Source organism: Streptomyces lucensis JCM 4490 (assembly GCF_014650035.1).
Classification (GTDB): domain Bacteria; phylum Actinomycetota; class Actinomycetes; order Streptomycetales; family Streptomycetaceae; genus Streptomyces; species Streptomyces lucensis.
This window is the reverse complement of the sequence record NZ_BMUE01000005.1, coordinates 294,024-312,320: the sequence shown is the minus strand read 5'-3', so window position 1 is coordinate 312,320 and position 18,297 is coordinate 294,024. Positions and strand designations below refer to the sequence as shown.

Annotated in this window: 14 protein-coding genes; 3 read left to right on the top strand and 11 right to left on the bottom strand. The window is 71.2% G+C overall.

Going from position 1 to position 18,297, the window contains the following annotated elements:
• Positions 1 to 106 precede the first annotated feature (106 nt).
• Positions 107 to 2,281 (top strand): ATP-binding protein, encoded by a 2,175-nt coding sequence (locus IE177_RS14660; protein WP_190015757.1) that lies wholly within the window; start codon positions 107 to 109, stop codon positions 2,279 to 2,281.
• 19 nt (positions 2,282 to 2,300) lie between these two features.
• On the opposite strand, the gene rpsD is transcribed toward IE177_RS14660, so the two are convergent.
• The 5 genes from rpsD to IE177_RS14635 form a co-directional block, all read right to left on the bottom strand.
• Positions 2,301 to 2,915: a 30S ribosomal protein S4 gene (gene rpsD, locus IE177_RS14655; protein WP_023552091.1), complete on the bottom strand. Its 615-nt coding sequence runs from the start codon at positions 2,913 to 2,915 to the stop codon at positions 2,301 to 2,303.
• A 301-nt stretch (positions 2,916 to 3,216) separates the two neighbouring features.
• Positions 3,217 to 4,572: a replication-associated recombination protein A gene (locus tag IE177_RS14650; RefSeq protein WP_190015756.1), complete on the bottom strand. Its 1,356-nt coding sequence runs from the start codon at positions 4,570 to 4,572 to the stop codon at positions 3,217 to 3,219.
• A 95-nt stretch (positions 4,573 to 4,667) separates the two neighbouring features.
• Positions 4,668 to 5,324 (bottom strand): vitamin K epoxide reductase family protein, encoded by a 657-nt coding sequence (locus IE177_RS14645; RefSeq protein WP_190015755.1) that lies wholly within the window; start codon positions 5,322 to 5,324, stop codon positions 4,668 to 4,670.
• Positions 5,325 to 5,546: 222 nt separating this feature from the next.
• Positions 5,547 to 6,809 carry a histidine--tRNA ligase gene (gene hisS / locus IE177_RS14640; protein WP_190015754.1) on the bottom strand — a complete coding sequence of 421 codons (1,263 nt, stop codon included), beginning with the start codon at positions 6,807 to 6,809 and terminating at the stop codon, positions 5,547 to 5,549.
• A 14-nt stretch (positions 6,810 to 6,823) separates the two neighbouring features.
• The gene (locus IE177_RS14635; RefSeq protein WP_190015753.1) at positions 6,824 to 7,531 is read right to left on the bottom strand and encodes an MBL fold metallo-hydrolase; all 708 of its coding nucleotides are present in this window, start codon (positions 7,529 to 7,531) and stop codon (positions 6,824 to 6,826) included.
• A gap of 164 nt (positions 7,532 to 7,695) precedes the next feature.
• On the opposite strand from IE177_RS14635, the gene IE177_RS14630 reads away from it, so the two are divergent.
• Entirely contained in the window at positions 7,696 to 8,529 is an 834-nt protein-coding gene (locus IE177_RS14630; protein ID WP_190015752.1) for a peptidylprolyl isomerase, read from the top strand.
• Between the two features lie 145 nt (positions 8,530 to 8,674).
• Positions 8,675 to 9,904: a DUF349 domain-containing protein gene (locus tag IE177_RS14625; RefSeq protein WP_190015751.1), complete on the top strand. Its 1,230-nt coding sequence runs from the start codon at positions 8,675 to 8,677 to the stop codon at positions 9,902 to 9,904.
• Between the two features lie 114 nt (positions 9,905 to 10,018).
• Here the strand turns inward: IE177_RS14625 and relA are convergent, their stop codons facing one another.
• From relA to ruvB, 6 genes are all read right to left on the bottom strand, one after another.
• Entirely contained in the window at positions 10,019 to 12,556 is a 2,538-nt protein-coding gene (gene relA, locus IE177_RS14620) for a GTP pyrophosphokinase (protein ID WP_190015750.1), read from the bottom strand.
• Positions 12,557 to 12,872: 316 nt separating this feature from the next.
• The gene (locus IE177_RS14615) at positions 12,873 to 13,412 is read right to left on the bottom strand and encodes an adenine phosphoribosyltransferase (RefSeq protein ID WP_190015749.1); all 540 of its coding nucleotides are present in this window, start codon (positions 13,410 to 13,412) and stop codon (positions 12,873 to 12,875) included.
• Entirely contained in the window at positions 13,409 to 14,518 is a 1,110-nt protein-coding gene (gene secF / locus IE177_RS14610; protein ID WP_190015748.1) for a protein translocase subunit SecF, read from the bottom strand. The genes IE177_RS14615 and secF overlap by 4 nt, the downstream gene beginning before the upstream one ends.
• A 3-nt stretch (positions 14,519 to 14,521) precedes the next feature.
• Positions 14,522 to 16,306 carry a protein translocase subunit SecD gene (secD, locus tag IE177_RS14605; protein WP_190015747.1) on the bottom strand — a complete coding sequence of 595 codons (1,785 nt, stop codon included), beginning with the start codon at positions 16,304 to 16,306 and terminating at the stop codon, positions 14,522 to 14,524.
• A gap of 141 nt (positions 16,307 to 16,447) precedes the next feature.
• Complete coding sequence (gene yajC / locus IE177_RS14600) at positions 16,448 to 16,951, bottom strand: preprotein translocase subunit YajC (RefSeq protein WP_190015746.1); 504 nt, start codon at positions 16,949 to 16,951, stop codon at positions 16,448 to 16,450.
• A 246-nt stretch (positions 16,952 to 17,197) separates the two neighbouring features.
• Positions 17,198 to 18,277: a Holliday junction branch migration DNA helicase RuvB gene (ruvB, locus tag IE177_RS14595; RefSeq protein WP_190015745.1), complete on the bottom strand. Its 1,080-nt coding sequence runs from the start codon at positions 18,275 to 18,277 to the stop codon at positions 17,198 to 17,200.
• Between the last annotated feature and the right edge of the window lie 20 nt (positions 18,278 to 18,297).

Genomic DNA, 18,297 nt, shown 5'->3' with positions numbered 1-18,297 from the left:
GAGCCTATCGCGCCGAGGCCGGGGCTCCGCACCGGATTACCGGCCGCCGGGGACGGAGTCGCGACAGGCGATTGTACGCAACACGGTTCAGTACGCTCCGTGTCCCATGCGAGGTCCTCAGAGTCCCGGCCCGTGGGCGTACGTAGGTCCGCCCCTCGAACTCGACGCCTTCGTCGGGCGCTCGGCACAGCTCGCCGAGCTGGCGAGCGTGCTCGGCGGGTCCCGGCTGGTGACCGTGACCGGGGCCGGGGGCGTCGGCAAGTCCCGGCTGGCCGGACGGGCGGCGGCCCGGTGGGCGTCCGGTGACGCGGAGCGCGGCGCCGGCCGGGGCTGGGTCGAGCTGGCGACGGTCCGCGATCCGCAGCTGGTGGAGTACGCGGTCCTGGAGGCGCTCGGGCTGACCGACCACACCTCCCGCATGCCCCGCGAGATGCTGCTCGAACACCTCACCGGCCGGCGGGTCCTGCTGGTGCTGGACGGGTTCGAGCACCTGGTGGAGACCTGCGCCGGCCTGACGGCGGAGCTGGTACGCCGGCTGCCGGAGCTGCGCGTGCTGGCCGTGGGCCGGCGTCCGCTGGGGCTGGCCGGCGAACGGCTGTTCCCGCTGCCGCCGCTCGACGAGGACGAGGCGGTGGAGCTGTTCACGCGCCGGGCCGCGGAGCAGGGGCTGCCGGTGGCCGGGGCCCCCGAGGTGCGGGAGCTGTGCCGTCGCCTGGAGGGCGTTCCGCTGGCGCTGGAACTGGCGGCGGGACGGCTGCGGGCCCTGTCCCCCGACCAGTTGCTGCGGCGCCTGGACGACCGGTTCCGGCTGCTGACCGGCGGCGGCCGGGACGCCCTGCCCCGGCACCAGACGCTGCGCACGGCCATCGGCTGGAGCCACGAGCTGTGCACGCCGGCCGAACGGCTGCTGTGGGCGCGGCTGTCGGTGTTCGCGCGGACCTTCGACCTGGAGGCGGCCGAGTACGTGTGCAGCGGGGACGGGCTGGCCGCACGGGACGTCCTGGACGTGCTCTCGGAGCTGCTCGCCCAGTCGGTCGTCTCCCGCGAGGAGACCCCGGCCGGTCCCCGCTACCGCATGCTGGACACCGTGCGCGCCTACGGCGCCGACTGGCTGGAGGCGGCCGGCGACGCGGACCGGTTGCGCCGGCGGCACCGCGACTGGTACCTGGGCCTGGCGACCTGGTGCGAACTGGACTGGTTCTCGCCCCGGCAGCGGGAGGTGGCCGCCCGGGTCGAAGCGGAGCTGGCGAATCTGCGGGCGGCGCTGGAGCTGTGCCTGACGGAGCCGGAGGGAGTGCACCTCGGCCAGTACCTGGCGGGATCGCTGTGGTTCTGCTGGGTCGGGTGCGGGCGGCTGGCGGAGGGGCGGCGCTGGCTGGAGCGCAGCGTGGAGCTGGAGTCGGGGTACGAGCGGTCCCGGCTCAAGGCGCTGTGGGTGCTCGGGCACGTGGCGATCCTGCAGGGCGACACCGTGACCGCGCTGCGCACGCTGCGGGAGTGCCGGGAGCAGGCGGAGCGGTGCGCGGACGCGACGGCGGCGGCGTACGCCGAGCACCGTGCCGGGTGCCTGGCACTGATCACGGACGACATGAGCGGTGCGGAGACGCTGCTGCGGTCGGCGCTGGACCGCTACCGCGAGATCGGCGAACTCAACAGCAACGTTTTGATGGGCCAGGTGGAACTGGCGATGACACGGGCGTTCCAGGGTGATCTGCCGGACGCGGTGCGGCTGTGCGAGGACGTGCGGGGGATCTGCGAGGACCACGGGGAGCGCTGGGCGCGGTCGTACGCGCTCTACGTGCTGGCGTACGCGGCCTGGCGGGAGGGGGCCCCGGCGCGGGCGCGGAAGCTGCTCGGGGACTGCCTCGGCAACGCGCACGCCTTTGACGACCTGCTGGGCTGCGTGCTGGCGATCGAGCTGCTCGCGCTGGTGACGGCGGCGCAGGGCGACCCGGCCGAGGCGGCGGTGCTGCAGGGGGCGGCGGGCCGGCTGTGGCCGTCGGTGGGGCTGCCGCTGTTCGGCTCGGCCCACTACAACGCCCCGCACGAGGTGTGCGAGGCCGCCGCGCGGCGGGCGCTCGGTGACACGCGGTACGAGGAGTGCGTGCGCGAGGGGTCACGGCTGGACCGGGACGCGGCCGTGGCCCGGGCGCTGGGACACGACGGCGTACGGCCGCTGGGCGCGCTGCCCGCTCCGCGCGGGGCACGGGGCCGGGAGGGGGCCGGGAAACGCGAACCCGCCGCCTCGCCGGCCCCGGAGGGCGGCAGGACGGCGGGCTGAGGACGTACGCCGGCTGGGGTCAGCGGGCGTAGTACTCGACGACGAGCTGCTCGTCGCAGATCACCGGGATCTCCTTGCGGTTCGGCTCACGGTCCAGGCGGAACGCCAGGGCCTTGAGGTTCACCTGCAGGTAGCGCGGGGTCTCACCCTCGGGGGCGAAGCCACCCTCGCGGGCGATCGTGAAGAGCGTCTTGTCCTTGGAGCGGTCGCGGACCTGCACGACGTCGTCCGGGCGGACACGGAAGGACGGCTTGTCGACCTTCTGGCCGTTGACCTGGATGTGGCCGTGGACGACCATCTGGCGGGCCTGGTAGATCGTGCGGGCGATGCCCGAACGCAGGACCAGCGCGTCGAGACGGCGCTCGAGCTCGATGATCAGGGCCTCACCGGTCTTGCCCTGGACCTTGGAGGCACGCTCGTAGGCGCGGACGAGCTGGCGCTCGGACACGTCGTACTGCGCGCGCAGACGCTGCTTCTCCAGCAGACGGACCTTGTAGTCCGAGTTCTGCTTGCGGCCGCGGCCGTGCTCGCCCGGCGGGTAGGGGCGGGCCTCGAAGTACTTGACGGCCTTCGGGGTCAGCGCGATGCCGAGGGCACGCGACTTCTTGACCTTGGGGCGGGACTGGTTCGCCACTTCTTTTCCTTTTCCTTTTCGGCTGCCTCAGGGTTACGGGAGGTCGCATCCGCAGCCGGGGAATTCCCGACAGGTCCGCGTGGGACGTGTCGGGCAGCCGCTCCCCCTGATCTGGGCACATACATGCAGCACACGAACGGCCCACCGACCGGTCCCGGGCTCCGGGTGGTGGTGGGCTGCCCGCGACACCTACGACGGTGCGCGACGCTCCTGGATCGAAAGATCCGGCTGGATGTCCCGCCTGAGGCGCCGGCCGAAGCCGGACACGGGACGCAGCACTGCCAGGAATGCTACAGGGTGCTCAGGGCCGCTTGCGACCGAGGTGTCTCCTGGTCCATTCGACCGCGTCGGCGTAGCGGGCCTCGGCGCCGTGCCGGGTCGGCGTGTAGTAGTCGCGGTCCTTGAGGGCGTCCGGGGCGTACTGCTGCGGGGCGATGCCCTCGGGCAGGTCGTGCGGGTACACGTAGCCCTGCGCGTGGCCCAGCTTGGCGGCGCCCTTGTAGTGGCCGTCGCGCAGGTGCGGCGGGACCGGGCCGGCCAGGCCCGCCCGCACGTCCTGCAGCGCGGCGCCGATCGCCGTGGTCGCGGAGTTGGACTTGGGGGCGAGGGCCAGCGCGATCGTGGCGTGGCTGAGGGTGAGGGCGGCCTCCGGGAAGCCGATCATGGCGACGGCCTGGGCGGCGGCGACCGCGATCGGCAGGGCGTTCGGGTCGGCGAGGCCGATGTCCTCGCTCGCGGAGATCATCAGGCGGCGGGCGATGAAGCGGGGGTCCTCCCCGGCCTCGATCATGCGGGCCAGGTAGTGCAGGGCGGCGTCGACGTCGGAGCCGCGGATGGACTTGATGAGAGCGCTGGCGACGTCGTAGTGCTGGTCGCCGTCGCGGTCGTACTTCACCGCGGCGCGGTCGACGGTCTGCTCCAGCGTCCGCAGGCCGATCTCGCTCTCGCCCTGGTCCAGGGCGGCGCCCGCGGCCGCCTCCAGCGCGGTCAGGGCGCGGCGGGCGTCACCGCCGGCGATCCGCAGCAGGTGCGCCTCGGTGTCCTCGGGGAGGCCGACGGCGCCCTTCAGGCCGCGTTCGTCGGCCAGCGCGCGCCGCAGCAGGCCGCGGACGTCGTCGTCGGTGAGCGGTTCGAGGGTGAGCAGCAGGGAGCGGGACAGCAGTGGGGAGATGACCGAGAAGTACGGGTTCTCGGTGGTGGCCGCGATCAGGGTCACCCAGCGGTTCTCGACGGCCGGCAGGAGGGAGTCCTGCTGGGCCTTGCTGAAGCGGTGGATCTCGTCCAGGAAGAGGACGGTCTCCTTGCCGAACCCGCCGGTGGCGCGGCGGGCGCCGTCGATGACCGCGCGGACCTCCTTGACGCCCGCGGTGATGGCGGACAGCTCCACGAACCGCTTGTCGGTGGCCTTGGAGACGACGTAGGCGAGGGTGGTCTTGCCGGTGCCGGGCGGGCCCCAGAGGATCACCGAGGAGGGTCCGGCGGGGCCGCCGCCGGCCTCGCCGACCAGCCTGCGCAGCGGGGACCCGGGTGTGAGCAGGTGCTGCTGGCCCACGACCTCGTCCAGTGTGCGCGGGCGCATGCGCACCGCCAGGGGACTGGCCGCCGGGTCCTTCTCCTGGCGTTCTTCTGCTGCGGCGGTGAAGAGGTCGGGTTCCACCCTGAAACCCTAGAACACGGCACCGACAGTCCGGCCGGGCCCTTGCTGGGCCGTCGGCCGGTCCGGGCCGGCCGGTGCGGACCGGCCGGTCCCTGTCAGCTGGTCCAGAAGTCCCACCAGCGGGTCAGCACCAGCATGCCGATGATGCCCACGTGCAGGACCGGCAGCACCCAGGTGAACTCACCGAAGAAGGTCTTGAGCGGGCGCGGGGCCGGCAGGAAGCCGTTGCGGACGTTGAACGAGGTGACGTACCAGAACATGACGATCGTGGCGACCCAGGCCAGCGAGCACCACAGGCACAGCGCGTTGATCCGGTACAGGGACTGGAACTGCAGCCAGGCGCAGAAGACGACGCCGAAGAGCGTGCCGAAGTTGAAGGTCAGCCAGTACCACCGCGGGAAGCGGGCGCGGGCGAGCAGGCTCATGCCGACGCAGATGACGATGCCGTAGCAGACCAGGCCGAGCATCGGGTTCGGAAAACCGAACGCGGCGGCCTGCTTGCTCTCCATGACGCTGCCGCAGGAGACGACCGGGTTGAGGCTGCAGCCCGGGGTGAAGGTCGTGCCCGCGACCTTCGCCTCGAGGATCTTGAACTTGTCGATCGTGATGACCCAGGCGGCCAGCAGTCCGGCCGCGCCGGTGATCACCAGCAGCAGGGCGAAGGCACGGCTGCCGCCCACCGTGCGGGGGGCGTCGGCGGCACGCTCGGGACCGGGTTCCGTGGAGACGTCCTGGACTGTCGTCTTGCTCATCACGCCGATTCCGTCACTTGAGGTCGGACCTTCTTCGGGCACGGCTCATTGTGCCGCACCCGTCCGTGTGCGCACCGTTCACGCCGCATAAGGAAGTACGTACGACGAGTGGTGTCCGTTCGGTTCCGGACAGTCGGACAGTCGGACAGTCGCACAGCCGGACGGCACGAGGGCGCCGGACGCCCCCCAGAAGGAGCGTCCGGCGCCCTCGCGCGCGGCCGGTCAGCCGAGCCGGGACTCCAGCTCCGCCACGATCTCGTTCACGCCGATCGCCGTCTGCTCACCGGAGTCCATGTCCTTGAGCTGGACCACGCCCTCGGCGAGGTCCCGCTCACCGGCCACCACCGTGTAGCGGGCGCCGCTGCGGTTGGCGTTCTTCATGGCGCCCTTCAGGCCCTTGGCGCCGTAGGAGAAGTCCGCGGCGATGCCGACCTTGCGCAGCTCGGTGACCTTGGCGAACAGCACGCGGCGGGCCTCCTCGCCGAGCGGGACGGCGAAGACGCTGGTCGAGGCGGGGATGTTCAGCTCGATCCCCTCGGCCTCCAGGGCCAGCACCGTGCGGTCGACGCCGAGGGCCCAGCCGACCGACGGCAGCGCGGGGCCGCCGATCATCTCGGAGAGGCCGTCGTAACGGCCGCCGCCGCCCACCGCGGACTGGGAGCCCAGGCCGTCGTGCACGAACTCGAAGGTGGTGCGGGTGTAGTAGTCCAGGCCGCGCACCAGCTTGGCGTCGTCCTCGAAGGCGACGCCGGCCGCGGTGATCAGTTCGCGGACCTCCTCGTGGTACGTCTTGCAGGCGTCGCACAGGTAGTCCCGCAGCAGCGGGGCGCCCGTCAGCTGCTTCTGCACCGACTCGCGCTTGTCGTCGAGGACGCGCAGCGGGTTGATCTCCGCCCGGCGGAACGTGTCCTCGTCGAGGTCGAGGCCGCGCAGGAAGTCCTGCAGCGCGGCCCGGTACACCGGCCGGCACTCCTTGTCGCCCAGGCTGTTCAGCAGGATGCGGAAGTCACTGAGGCCCAGCGAGCGGTACGCCTGGTCGGCCAGGATGATCAGCTCGGCGTCCAGCGCCGGGTCCTCCGCGCCGATCGCCTCGGCGCCGACCTGGGAGAAGTGGCGGTAACGGCCCTTCTGGGGACGCTCGTAGCGGTAGTAGGAGCCGGAGTACCAGAGCTTGACCGGGAGGTTGCCCGCCTTGTGCAGGTTGGCCTCCAGCGCCGCGCGCAGCACGGACGCGGTGCCCTCGGGGCGCAGGGCCAGCATGTCGCCGCCCTTGGTCTCGAAGGCGTACATCTCCTTGGTCACGATGTCGGTGGACTCACCGACACCGCGGGCGAACAGCTCGACGTTCTCGAAGCCGGGGGTCTCGATGTAGCCGTAGCCGGAGTTGCGCAGCGGGGCGGCGATGGCCTCGCGCACCGCGAGGTACTTGGCCGAGTCCGGGGGGATCAGGTCGTAGGTGCCCTTGGGTGCCTTGAAGGTGCTCACGGAAAGCTCTCTCGTCACATTCCTCGTCGGGGAGCCTCGGCGGCTCCCTGGCCGGCGGCCACGTCCCGCAGGTAGGGGTTGGTGGCGCGCTCCTGGCCGATGGTCGTCTGGGGGCCGTGGCCGGACAGCACCACGGTGGAGTCGCCGAGCGGCAGGCACACGCGGGCCAGCGACTCGAGCATGTCCTCCATGGATCCGCCCGGCAGGTCGGTGCGTCCGATGGAGCCGGCGAACAGCAGATCCCCGGAGAAGAACACCGACGGGATGTCGGTGGTCTCGGGCATCCGGAAGGTCACCGACCCCCTGGTATGGCCCGGCGCGTGCGCGACGGAGAACGTGAGCCCGGCCAGCTCCAGCGTGGCGCCGTCGGTCAGCTCCTTGACGTCGTCCGGCTCCCCCACGGTCAGCTCGCCCATCAGCGGCATGCCGAAGGACCGGCCGAGCGCCTTCTCGGGGTCGCTCAGCATGTACCGGTCCTCGGGGTGGATCCAGGCGGGCACGTCGTGGGCGCCGCACACGGGGACGACCGAGGCCACGTGGTCGATGTGGCCGTGGGTGAGGACGACGGCGACGGGCTTGAGCCGATGCTTCCTGAGCGCTTCCTCGACTCCTTCGGCGGCCTGGTGGCCCGGGTCGATGATCACGCACTCCTCACCGGCGGCGGGGGCGACGAGATAGCAGTTCGTCCCCCAGGCCCCGGCGGGGAACCCGGCAATGAGCACGATCGTCCTTCGTTGTGTCGATTACAGGCGTCTTCAGCTGCGTCAGAGCCTACCGGCGCTGCCGTTTCCTCAGCGAACCCATATACGGTACGGGGCTACACGCAGCGGTCGGCCAGGACGCACGCGTACCGCTCGACCCACGACACGCATGAGGAGAGAACCCGGTGGTCACCCAGGATCAGCGGCGGCGTCAGCTCGCCCGGGAGAAGTTCTTGCGGCAGCAGCAGCGGCGCACCGAGGCGCGGCGCAAGGCCCGCCTGCGCAACTCCGTGATCGCATCGGTACTCGGCGTGGTCGTGATCGGCAGTGTCGCGCTCTACACGACCGGCGTACTGAAGAACGACGACGACAAGAAGACCGACGCGAGCGCCGCGGTCACGCCGAGCGCCACGCCGCCCAGCAAGGCTCCGGACCCGTGCGCGAAGCCGGCGGCCGGCTCGGTGAAGAACCTGAGCTGGAAGAAGGAGCCGGCGATGGACATCGACACGTCGGCGAAGTACTCGATGAAGCTCGCGACGACGTGCGGTGACATCGACATCGCGCTGAAGACGGCGGCGGCCCCGCACACGGTGAACTCGTTCGCCTTCCTGGCGGGCAAGGGCTACTTCGACCACACCAAGTGCCACCGGCTCACCCCCGAGCAGATCTTCGTGCTGCAGTGCGGCGACCCCAAGGGCACGGGGATGGGCGGGCCGGGCTACACCATTCCGGACGAGAACCTGAAGGACAAGATCCTCAAGGGCGGCACCTACCCGGCGGGCACGGTCGCGATGGCCAACACCGGGCAGAAGCACACCGGCGGCAGCCAGTTCTTCCTCGTCTACAAGGACAGCCCGCTGCCGCCGAGCTACACCCCGTTCGGCACGGTGTCCGAGGCGGGCATGAAGGTGCTGAAGAAGATCGCCGACGCCGGGGCCCAGGAGGCCGACCCGAACACCGGCAACACCGCCCCGAACGCCACCGTGGTGATCAACAAGGCGACGGTGACGAAGTCCTGACGGCCATGACGGCCGACCGCGCGATTTTTCGGTCGCGCTGGATGCGGACAGGCAACCCGCTGGTCGCCTATGTTGGCCGTGACGAAACTGTGGACGATGCCCGGGGGTGCTGAGCCCCCCGCGGGCATCATGTGGAGGAGGCGCTGTGAGCAGCGACCCGTGGGGCCGCGTCGACGAGACGGGGACCGTGTACGTGCGTACGGCCGACGGCGAGCAGGTCGTCGGATCCTGGGCAGCCGGCTCCCCTGAGGAGGCGCTTGCCTACTTCGAGCGCAAGTACGAGGGCCTGGTTGTCGAGATCGGCCTCCTCGAGAAGCGAGTGCAGACCACCGACCTGTCGGCGAAGGACGCCAAGACCGCGATCGACCACCTGCGCGAGCAGGTGGAGGCGCACCACGCGGTCGGCGACCTGGACGCGCTGCGGAAGCGGCTGGACAAGCTCGTCGAGAACGTCGAGGCGCGCCGCGAGGAGCGCAAGCAGCAGCGGGCCAAGCAGTCCGACGAGGCCCGCAGGGCCAAGGAGGCGCTGGTCTCGGAGGCGGAGGAGCTGGCGCAGTCCGACCAGTGGCGGGCCGCCGGTGAGCGGCTGCGGGCGCTGGTGGACACCTGGAAGGGGCTGCCGCGTCTGGACCGCAAGTCCGACGACGAGCTGTGGCACCGCTTCTCGCACGCCCGGTCGGCGTTCTCCAAGCGCCGCAAGGCGCACTTCGCGCAGCTGGACTCGCAGCGCGAGGAGGCCCGCAGGACCAAGGAGCGGCTGGTCGCCGAGGCCGAGGCGCTCTCCGGCTCCACGGACTGGGGTCTGACGGCGGCCCGCTACCGCGAGCTGATGACGGAGTGGAAGGCCGCCGGCCGCGCCCAGCGTGAGCACGAGGACGACCTGTGGAACCGCTTCCGCGGCGCCCAGGACGTGTTCTTCGCCGCGCGCAGCTCCGTGTTCGCCGAGCGGGACGCGGAGCAGGCGGAGAACCTGAAGCTGAAGGAGGAGCTGGCCGAGGAGGCCGAGAAGCTCCTGCCGGTCACCGACCTGAAGGCCGCGCGGGGCGCCTTCCGCTCGATCAACGAGCGCTGGGAGGCCATCGGTCACGTGCCGCGGGACGCGCGTCCCAAGGTCGAGGGCCGGATGCACACCGTCGAGCGGGCGATCCAAGAAGCCGAGGAGGCCGAGTGGCGCCGGACGAATCCGGAGGCACGCGCGCGTGCCGCGGGTCTGACCGGTCAGCTGCAGGCCGCGGTGGACAAGCTGAGGGCGCAGATCGAGCAGGCGCGCGCCCAGGGCAACACCTCCAAGGCCGACAAGCTGGAGCGTGAGCTGGAGGGCCGTCAGGCGCTCCTGGACCAAGCCCTGAAGGGCCTGCAGGAGTTCGGCGGCTGACCCCTGCCCCGACAGCGTGAAAGGGCCTCGTACGAGCGTACGGGGCCCTTTCCCGTGTTCCGGGGTGGTCCGCGCGGGCCTGCACAGGTCCATGGGCGGCCCGCGGGGCCGTGGTTACGACCGGCTGCGTCCCGATGTCACGCGGTAGACGTCGTAGACGCCCTCGACGCCGCGTACGGCCTTCAGGACGTGGCCGAGGTGCTTGGGGTCGCCCATCTCGAAGGTGAACCGGGAGGTGGCCACGCGGTCGCGGGAGGTCTGGACGGCCGCCGACAGGATGTTGACGTGCTGGTCGGACAGGACGCGGGTGACGTCCGACAGCAGCCGGGAGCGGTCCAGCGCCTCGACCTGGATGGCGACCAGGAAGACCGAGGACTGGGTGGGCGCCCACTCGACCTCGAGGATGCGCTCGGGCTCGCGGGACAGCGAGTCGACGTTGAGGCAGTCGCTGCGGTGGACCGACACGCCGCTTCCCCGGGTGACGAAGCCGATGATCGGGTCGCCGGGTACGGGCGTGCAGCAGCGGGCCAGCTTGACCCACACGTCGTCGACGCCCTTGACCACGACGCCGGGGTCCGCGCTGGAGCGGCGCTTGCGCCCGCGGGTACGGGACGGCGGGACCGCCTCGTCGATCTCCTCGGTCGCGGCCTCCTCGCCGCCGAGGGCCTGGACGAGCTTCTGCACGATGTTCTGCGCCGAGACGTGGCCCTCGCCGATCGCCGCGTACAGCGCGGAGATGTCCGAGTAGCGCATCTCGTGGGCGAGGGTGACGAGGGAGTCGCCGGTGAGGATCCGCTGGATCGGCAGGTTCTGCTTGCGCATGGCCCGCACGATGGCGTCCTTGCCGTGCTCGATCGCCTCGTCGCGGCGCTCCTTGGAGAACCAGGCGCGGATCTTGTTGCGCGCCCGCGGCGACTTGACGAACCCGAGCCAGTCGCGGGAGGGGCCGGCGCCGGACGCCTTGGAGGTGAAGACCTCCACCAGGTCGCCGTTGTCCAGCGTGGACTCGAGCGGTACGAGCCGGCCGTTGACCCGGGCTCCTATGGTGCGGTGGCCGACCTCGGTGTGCACGGCGTACGCGAAGTCCACGGGGGTGGCTCCGGCCGGCAGCGCTATGACGTCGCCCTTGGGCGTGAAGACGAAGACCTCGTTGCGGGAGAGGTCGAAGCGCAGGGACTCCAGGAACTCGCCGGGGTCCTCGGTCTCCTTCTGCCAGTCGAGCAGCTGCCGCAGCCACGCCATGTCGTTGATGGCGTCCTTGTCCTTGCCGGACGCCTTGGGGACGTCCGTGCGGACCTTGGAGGCGCCGGCGACGGCCTCCTGCTTGTACTTCCAGTGCGCGGCGATGCCGTACTCGGCGCGGCGGTGCATGTCGAAGGTGCGGATCTGCAGCTCGACCGGCTTGCCGTTGGGCCCGATGACCGTCGTGTGCAGCGACTGGTACATGTTGAACTTGGGCATCGCGATGTAGTCCTTGAACCGGCCGGGGACCGGGTTCCATCGCGCGTGCACCGTGCCGAGGGCGGCGTAGCAGTCGCGGACCGTGTCGACGAGGACGCGGATCCCCACCAGGTCGTAGATCTCCGCGAAGTCACGGCCGCGGACGATCATCTTCTGGTAGACGCTGTAGTAGTGCTTCGGGCGGCCGGTGACGGTCGCCTTGATGCGGGCGGCGCGCAGGTCGGCCTGGACCTCGTCGGTCACTATGGCCAGGTACTCGTCCCGCTTGGGGGCCCGCTCGGCCACCAGCCGCACGATCTCGTCGTACATCTTGGGGTAGAGGATCGCGAAGGCGAGGTCCTCCAGTTCCCACTTGATGGTGTTCATGCCCAGCCGGTGCGCCAGCGGGGCGTAGATCTCCAGCGTCTCGCGCGCCTTCTTCTCCTGCTTCTCGCGCTTGAGGTAGCGCATGGTGCGCATGTTGTGGAGGCGGTCGGCGAGCTTGATGACCAGGACGCGGGGGTCCTTGGCCATGGCGACGACCATCTTGCGCACGGTCTCGGCCTGCGCGGCCTCGCCGAACTTGACCTTGTCCAGCTTGGTCACGCCGTCGACGAGCAGGGCGACCACGTCGCCGAAGTCGCGGCGCAGGTCCTCCAGGCCGTACTCGGTGTCCTCGACGGTGTCGTGCAGCAGTCCCGCCATCAGGGTGGCCGGGTCCATGCCCAGCTCGGCGAGGATGGTGGTGACGGCGAGCGGGTGCGTGATGTACGGGTCGCCGCTCTTGCGCTTCTGACCGCGGTGCCAGCGCTCGGCGACCTGGTAGGCGCGCTCGATCTGGCGGAGCGTGGAGTTCTCGATCTTCGGGTCGTTGCTGCGGACTATGCGCAGCAACGGCTCCAGGACCGGGTTGTAGGGGTTGGCGCGCTGGACGCCGAGGCGGGCGAGGCGGGCGCGGACGCGGTTGGAGGAACCGCTGCGGGCCGGCGGGGTCGGCGGCTGGCGCACCACGGGCGGCTGGGCCGGGCGCTCGGTCGACGGGGGCTTGGGACGCGAGGCCTCGGCGCTCTTCTCGACGGGCGCGGACTGGGCGTGCTCGACCGGCCCGCGGGTGTCGTTCTTCGCGTGGGACGCGTTCGGCGCGGGTTTGGCCGCGGCTGCCGAGGCGGACTCGGGCTTGGCGGCGGTCAGGTGCTGGGCCTCGTCTGGCAAGAGGACTCCTCGTGCGCGATCCGGGTCCCCCGGTCAGGCTCCGGAAACCCCATCGTAGCGATCCCGCGCCCGGTCATCCCCCTCGGGCGGACGGGAGCGCTGTGCACCACCTGCAACGCGGGACGCCGCCGGGGGATTCCGGCAGGCGGATCCCGGATGCCGGGCGGGCGTGCGGAGGGTGTCCGGGGGTGGACGTCGCGGTGCGCCGGCATCGGCCGACGTCGCCGCCGGCCGTCGCGCCCCGGCCCTCCGGCCGGAACGCCGACGGCCGCTCCCGGTGCCGGGCACCGGGAGCGGCCGTCGTGTGTGTGCGCGCTCAGACCTGGAGGAGTGCCTTCAGGGGAGCGCTGCCGAGGGTCGGTTCCAGGCGGGCGCGACCGCCGAGGAAGCCCAGCTCCATCAGCACCGCGAGGCCCGAGACCTCCGCACCGGCGCGCTGGATGAGGTGGATCGCCGCTTCGGCGGTGCCGCCCGTGGCCAGTACGTCGTCCACGATCAGGACGCGGTCGCCGGCCGTCAGGTCCTCGGCGTGCACCTCGATCTCTGCCGAGCCGTACTCGAGGTCGTACGCCTGCCGCAGCGTGGCGCCGGGCAGCTTGCCCGCCTTGCGGACCGGGATGAAGCCGAGGCCCGCGCGGACGGCGACCGGGGCGCCGAGGATGAAGCCCCGGGCCTCCAGGCCGACGACCTTGGTCGCGCCGGTGCCGGCGGCGATCTCGGACAGCGTGCCGGTCAGGGCCGTGAACGCCGCCGGGTCCGCCAGCAGCGGGGTGATGTCCTTGAACATCACCCCGGGCTCCGGGTAGTCCGCCACGTCACGGATGCGGCTGAGCAGCAGCTCCTCGATGCCGGTCATCGGCGCTTCCCCGAGGGGCGGCCGCGTCCCCGGCTGCGGGGGCCGGGCTGGTTGCGCGGGCCCACGACGGCGGGAGCGGCGTCGTCGGAGTCGTCACCGGCGGCGACGTGGCCGGCCGGGGCGCCCTCGCCCGAAGCGGCCTGGGCGCGCTTGGCGAGGACCCGCTTCTTGAGGGCCTTCATCGCCGGCTCGCGCTCCTTGAGGTCGGCGACGAGCGGCGTGGCGATGAAGATCGACGAGTAGGCGCCGGCGGCGAGACCCACGAACAGCGACAGCGAGATGTCGTTCAGCGTGCCGGCACCGAGGAAGCCGCCGCCGATGAAGAGCAGACCGGCGACCGGCAGCAGGGCGACGACCGTGGTGTTGATCGAACGGACCAGGGTGCCGTTGATCGACCGGTTGGCGATGTCGCTGTAGGTGAAGCGGGTCTGCTTGGTGATGTCCTTCGTCTGCTCCTTGAGGCTGTCGAAGACGACGACCGTGTCGTAGAGCGAGTAACCGAGGATGGTCAGCAGACCGATGACCGTACCGGGGGTGACCTCGAAGCCGACCAGGGCGTAGATACCGGTCGTGATGGTGATGTCGTGGATCAGTGCGACGAGGGCGGCGACGGCCATGCGCCATTCGAAGGCGATCGCCAGGTAGATCACGACGAGCACCATGAAGATCGCCAGGCCCTCCCAGGCCTTGTTGGCGATCTGCTCGCCCCAGCTCGGGCCGACCAGGTCGGCGGCGAGCTTCTCGGGGTCGAGGTTCAGGTCCTTGGCCAGCTCATCCTTGATCCGGTCGGACTGGCCGGTGTCGATGCCGGCGATCTGGATGCGCAGACTGCCGTTGCCCAGCTTCTGCACGATCGCCTCGTGGCCGGAGGCCTCGTCGGCGTACTTCTCCGCCTGGGCCACCGAGGTGCTCATGTTCGTGGGCGTCGTGAAGACCGCGCCGCCCTGGAACTCGATGCCCATGTTCAGGCCGCGCACGGCGAGCCCGAGGATGGCCGTGATGGTGATCAGGATCGAGACGCCGTACCAGATCTTGCGCTTGCCGACGAAGTCGTACGAGATCTCGCCGCGGTGCAGCCGGGCGCCGAGGTTGCCGAGTTTCGACATCGCTCAGACCTCCTTCGGGTCGACAGGGCCGGCGGCAGGTCCGGCGGGACGGCGGGTGCGGCGCAGCGGCGGCTTCGCGCCCAGGCTCTCCGGGTCGAGGCCGGACCACTTGTGGCCGTCGGCGAAGAACTTGCGGCGCGCGAGGAGCGTCATCAGCGGCTTGGTGAACAGGAAGACGACGACGACGTCGAGCAGGGTGGTCAGGCCCAGCGTGAACGCGAAGCCCTGGACCTTGCCGACGGTGACGATGAACAGCACCGCGGCGGCGAGGAACGACACGAAGTCGGAGACCAGGATGGTGCGCCGGGCGCGAGGCCAGGCCCGCTCCACGGCGGGGCGCAGCGAGCGGCCCTCCCGGATCTCGTCCCGGATGCGTTCGAAGTACACGATGAACGAGTCCGCGGTGATGCCGATGGCGACGATGGCGCCGCAGACGGCCGGCAGGTTCAGCGCGAAGCCGATGGCCGGGCCGAGCAGCGACATGATCACGTAGGTGAGGGCCGCGGAGACCAGCAGGGAGGCCATCGCGACGACCGACAGACCGCGGTAGTAGACCACCAGGTAGATCACGACCAGCGCGAGACCGATGGCGCCGGCGAGCAGACCGGCGTGCAGCTGCTCACCGCCGAGCGCGGCGGTGACGGTGGTGACGGACTGCTCCTGGAAGGTGAGCGGCAGGGCGCCGTACGACAGCATGTTGGCGAGGTTCTGCGCCTCCTCCTGCTTGAAGCTGCCGGAGATGTACGCGTTGCCGCCGGTGATGGCCGTACGGACGTACGGGCTGGAGACGACTTCGCCGTCGAGGACGATGCCGAACTCGTTCTGCGGTTCCGGCTTCTTGGCCAGCTCTCCGGTGACGTCCGCGAACTTGTCGGCGCCGCTCTTGGTGAAGTCCATCTGGACCTGCCAGCCGGAGGCGCCCTGGGTGTCGAAGGTGGCCTTCGCCTTCTTCACCTCGGTGCCGTCCACGGCGGCGGGGCCGAGCAGGTACTTGTACCAGACGCCGTTGTTCTCGCCGCAGGCCACGGTGGTGTCACCGGGCTTGGCGTTCTTGCCGGCGTTGGCACGGTCGGCGGGCTTGGCGCAGTTCAGCACCGCGTACTGGGCCTGGAGCCCGGTCTTGCCGCCGCCGCTCGCGGACGCCGAGGGGGTGGCCGACGGCTTGGCGCTGCCGGACGCGGAGCCGCTCGGCGAGGGGGTCGAGTCGGCCTTGAGCGCGTCGGTGACGGCGCGGCCCTGGGTGGTCGCCGTGGCCGAGGGGGTCCCGGAGCCCGACGAGGTCGCCTTCGGCTTGGCGGAGCCGGTCGAAGACGGGCTGGAGCCCGGCTTCGGCGAGGAGCTGCCGCCGGAGGACGCGCCCGGCGAGGGGCTGGACGCGGCGGCGCCGGAGGGCTCGCTGGCCAGGACCGGGCGGAAGTACAGCTTGGCGGTGGTGCCGACCTGCTGCTGGGCCTCCTTGGAGTTGGTGCCCTTGGGGATGTTGACGATGATGTTGTCGCGCCCCTGGGTCTGCACCTCCGCCTCGGAGACGCCGAGGCCGTTGACCCGGCGGTTCATGATGTCGACCGCGGTGTCCATGTTGGCCTTGTTGATCGCGGACCCCTGGTCGGCCTTCGCCTTGAGCGTGATGCTCGTACCACCGGCCAGGTCGATGCCGAGACGCGGAGTGGTGTTGCCGGAGGCGAACATCCCTCCGGTGAGCGCCACGATGGCGATCAGGATGAGGGCCAGCGAGCGCCCTGGCTTGCTCTGGGCGCTCGCGTTCCGGCCCCTCTTAGGTGCTGCCACCTTCTCGTACTCCCTCTCGGGCCGCCCCGCGCGCGATCGGCGCGGTCGGCCATGACATGGTGTCGGGCTCCCCTGCGGGAAACAGACGCGCCCGGGGTGCGCGGCCGTCGCAACGACGACGCCGCGCTCCCCGGGGCGTGACTACTTCGTGCCGGAGTCGCCGTCGGTCTTCTTCGGCTCGTCCTCCGTCTTGGCCTCGGCGGGCTCGGCAGCGTCGGCGCCGTCCTCGGCGGCGTCCTTCTTACCGAGGTCGATCTTGTCGTCGGAGGCGGCAGCGGCGGCAGGCCCGTCGGCTTCGTCGGTCTCGGTGAGGGAGGAGGCGTCGTCCGGGACGATGTCGGTGTCGGACTTCAGGTCGTGCTCGATGCCGTGCACGATGCGGTTGTACTCGTCGTCGCTGAGCACGGCACCGATCGCGTTCTTGGCGAAAAGGAGGTCGACGCCCGGGCCGGCGTCGAGGAGGACGGTGTCCTCGTTGACCTCCTTGACCGTCGCGTACATGCCCCCGATCGTGCGGACACCGGAGCCGGGCTGCAGCTCGTTCCGCATCTGGGCGGCCTGCTGCTGCTTCTTCTTGGCCGAGCGCGTCATCAGGAACATGGCCGCGATGAGCACGATGAAGGGGAGAAGGGTAAAGGCATTCACGGGACGGGGTTTCCTTCGCGCGACCGCGACGGAGAGCGGCCTTCTGGATGGGGGTGTGGGTCGGCGCCACCCGCAAGGGCGGCATCGGCGGAGTCTAAGCGAGTCCGCGCGCATGGAACAACGCTCAGCATGGCACCTGGGTTCCTGCTCCGGCCAATGCCCTCGCCGTCACGGGGTGACGACGTGGCCTCCAGGGGGTGTCTCGTCGATCAGGCCGGGAGCCCGGCCTGATCGACGAGACAGCCCCTACGCCCCGAACAGATCCTGTTGTCCGTTTCCCGCGGCGCCGCCGGCGGCCGCGTGCGGCGGGGTGAGTTCCAGGTGCGCCCAGGCGGCGGGAGTGGCGACCCGGCCGCGCGGGGTACGGGCCAGCAGCCCCTCTCTGACCAGGAAGGGTTCGGCGACCTCCTCGACGGTCTCCCGCTCCTCCCCCACCGCCACGGCGAGGGTGGACAGGCCGACCGGGCCGCCGCCGAACAGCTTCAGCAGGGCCTGGAGCACGGCGCGGTCGAGCCGGTCGAGGCCGCGCGCGTCGACCTCGTACACGGCCAGGGCCGCCGCGGCGATGTCCCGGGTGATGAGGCCGTCCGCCTTGACCTGCGCGTAGTCGCGCACGCGGCGCAGCAGGCGGTTGGCGATGCGGGGCGTGCCGCGGGAGCGGCCGGCGATCTCGGCGGCGCCGTCCGGCTCGATCCCGACGTCCAGCAGGCTCGCCGAGCGGTGCACGACGCGCTCCAGCTCGTGCGGCTCGTAGAACTCCATGTGCGCGGTGAAGCCGAAGCGGTCGCGCAGCGGGGGCGGCAGCAGGCCCGCGCGCGTGGTGGCGCCGACCAGGGTGAACGGGGGCAGCTCCAGGGGGATGGCGGTGGCGCCGGGGCCCTTGCCGACGATGACGTCGACGCGGAAGTCCTCCATCGCCATGTACAGCATCTCCTCGGCGGGCCGGGACATGCGGTGGATCTCGTCGAGGAAGAGGACCTCGCCCTCCTGGAGGGAGGAGAGGATCGCGGCGAGGTCGCCGGCGTGCTGGATGGCGGGGCCGGAGGTGATGCGGATGGGGGCGCCCATCTCGGCCGCGATGATCATCGACAGGGTGGTCTTGCCCAGGCCGGGGGCCCCGGAGAGCAGCACGTGGTCGGCGGTGGCGCCGCGCGCGCGTGCGGCGCGCAGGACGAGGTCGAGCTGTTCGCGGACCTTCTCCTGGCCGATGAACTCGCCGAGGTCCTTGGGCCGCAGGGCGGCCTCGACGGCCTGGTCCTCCCGGTCGGCGGACGCACCGACGAGCCGCTCGGAGGCGGGGGTGTCGTTCGCGTCGTCCCAGTTCACGAAGGTCTCCTAGCGGGGTG

What these genes read in the sequence shown, in the direction of transcription:
- IE177_RS14660 (WP_190015757.1), top strand. Translation starts at nt 107, where the DNA reads ATGCGAGGTCCTCAGAGTCCCGGCCCGTGGGCGTACGTAGGTCCGCCC.
- IE177_RS14645 (WP_190015755.1), bottom strand. Translation starts at nt 5,324, where the DNA reads ATGAGCAAGACGACAGTCCAGGACGTCTCCACGGAACCCGGTCCCGAG.
- IE177_RS14615 (WP_190015749.1), bottom strand. Translation starts at nt 13,412, where the DNA reads ATGACCGGCATCGAGGAGCTGCTGCTCAGCCGCATCCGTGACGTGGCG.
- secF (WP_190015748.1), bottom strand. Translation starts at nt 14,518, where the DNA reads ATGTCGAAACTCGGCAACCTCGGCGCCCGGCTGCACCGCGGCGAGATC.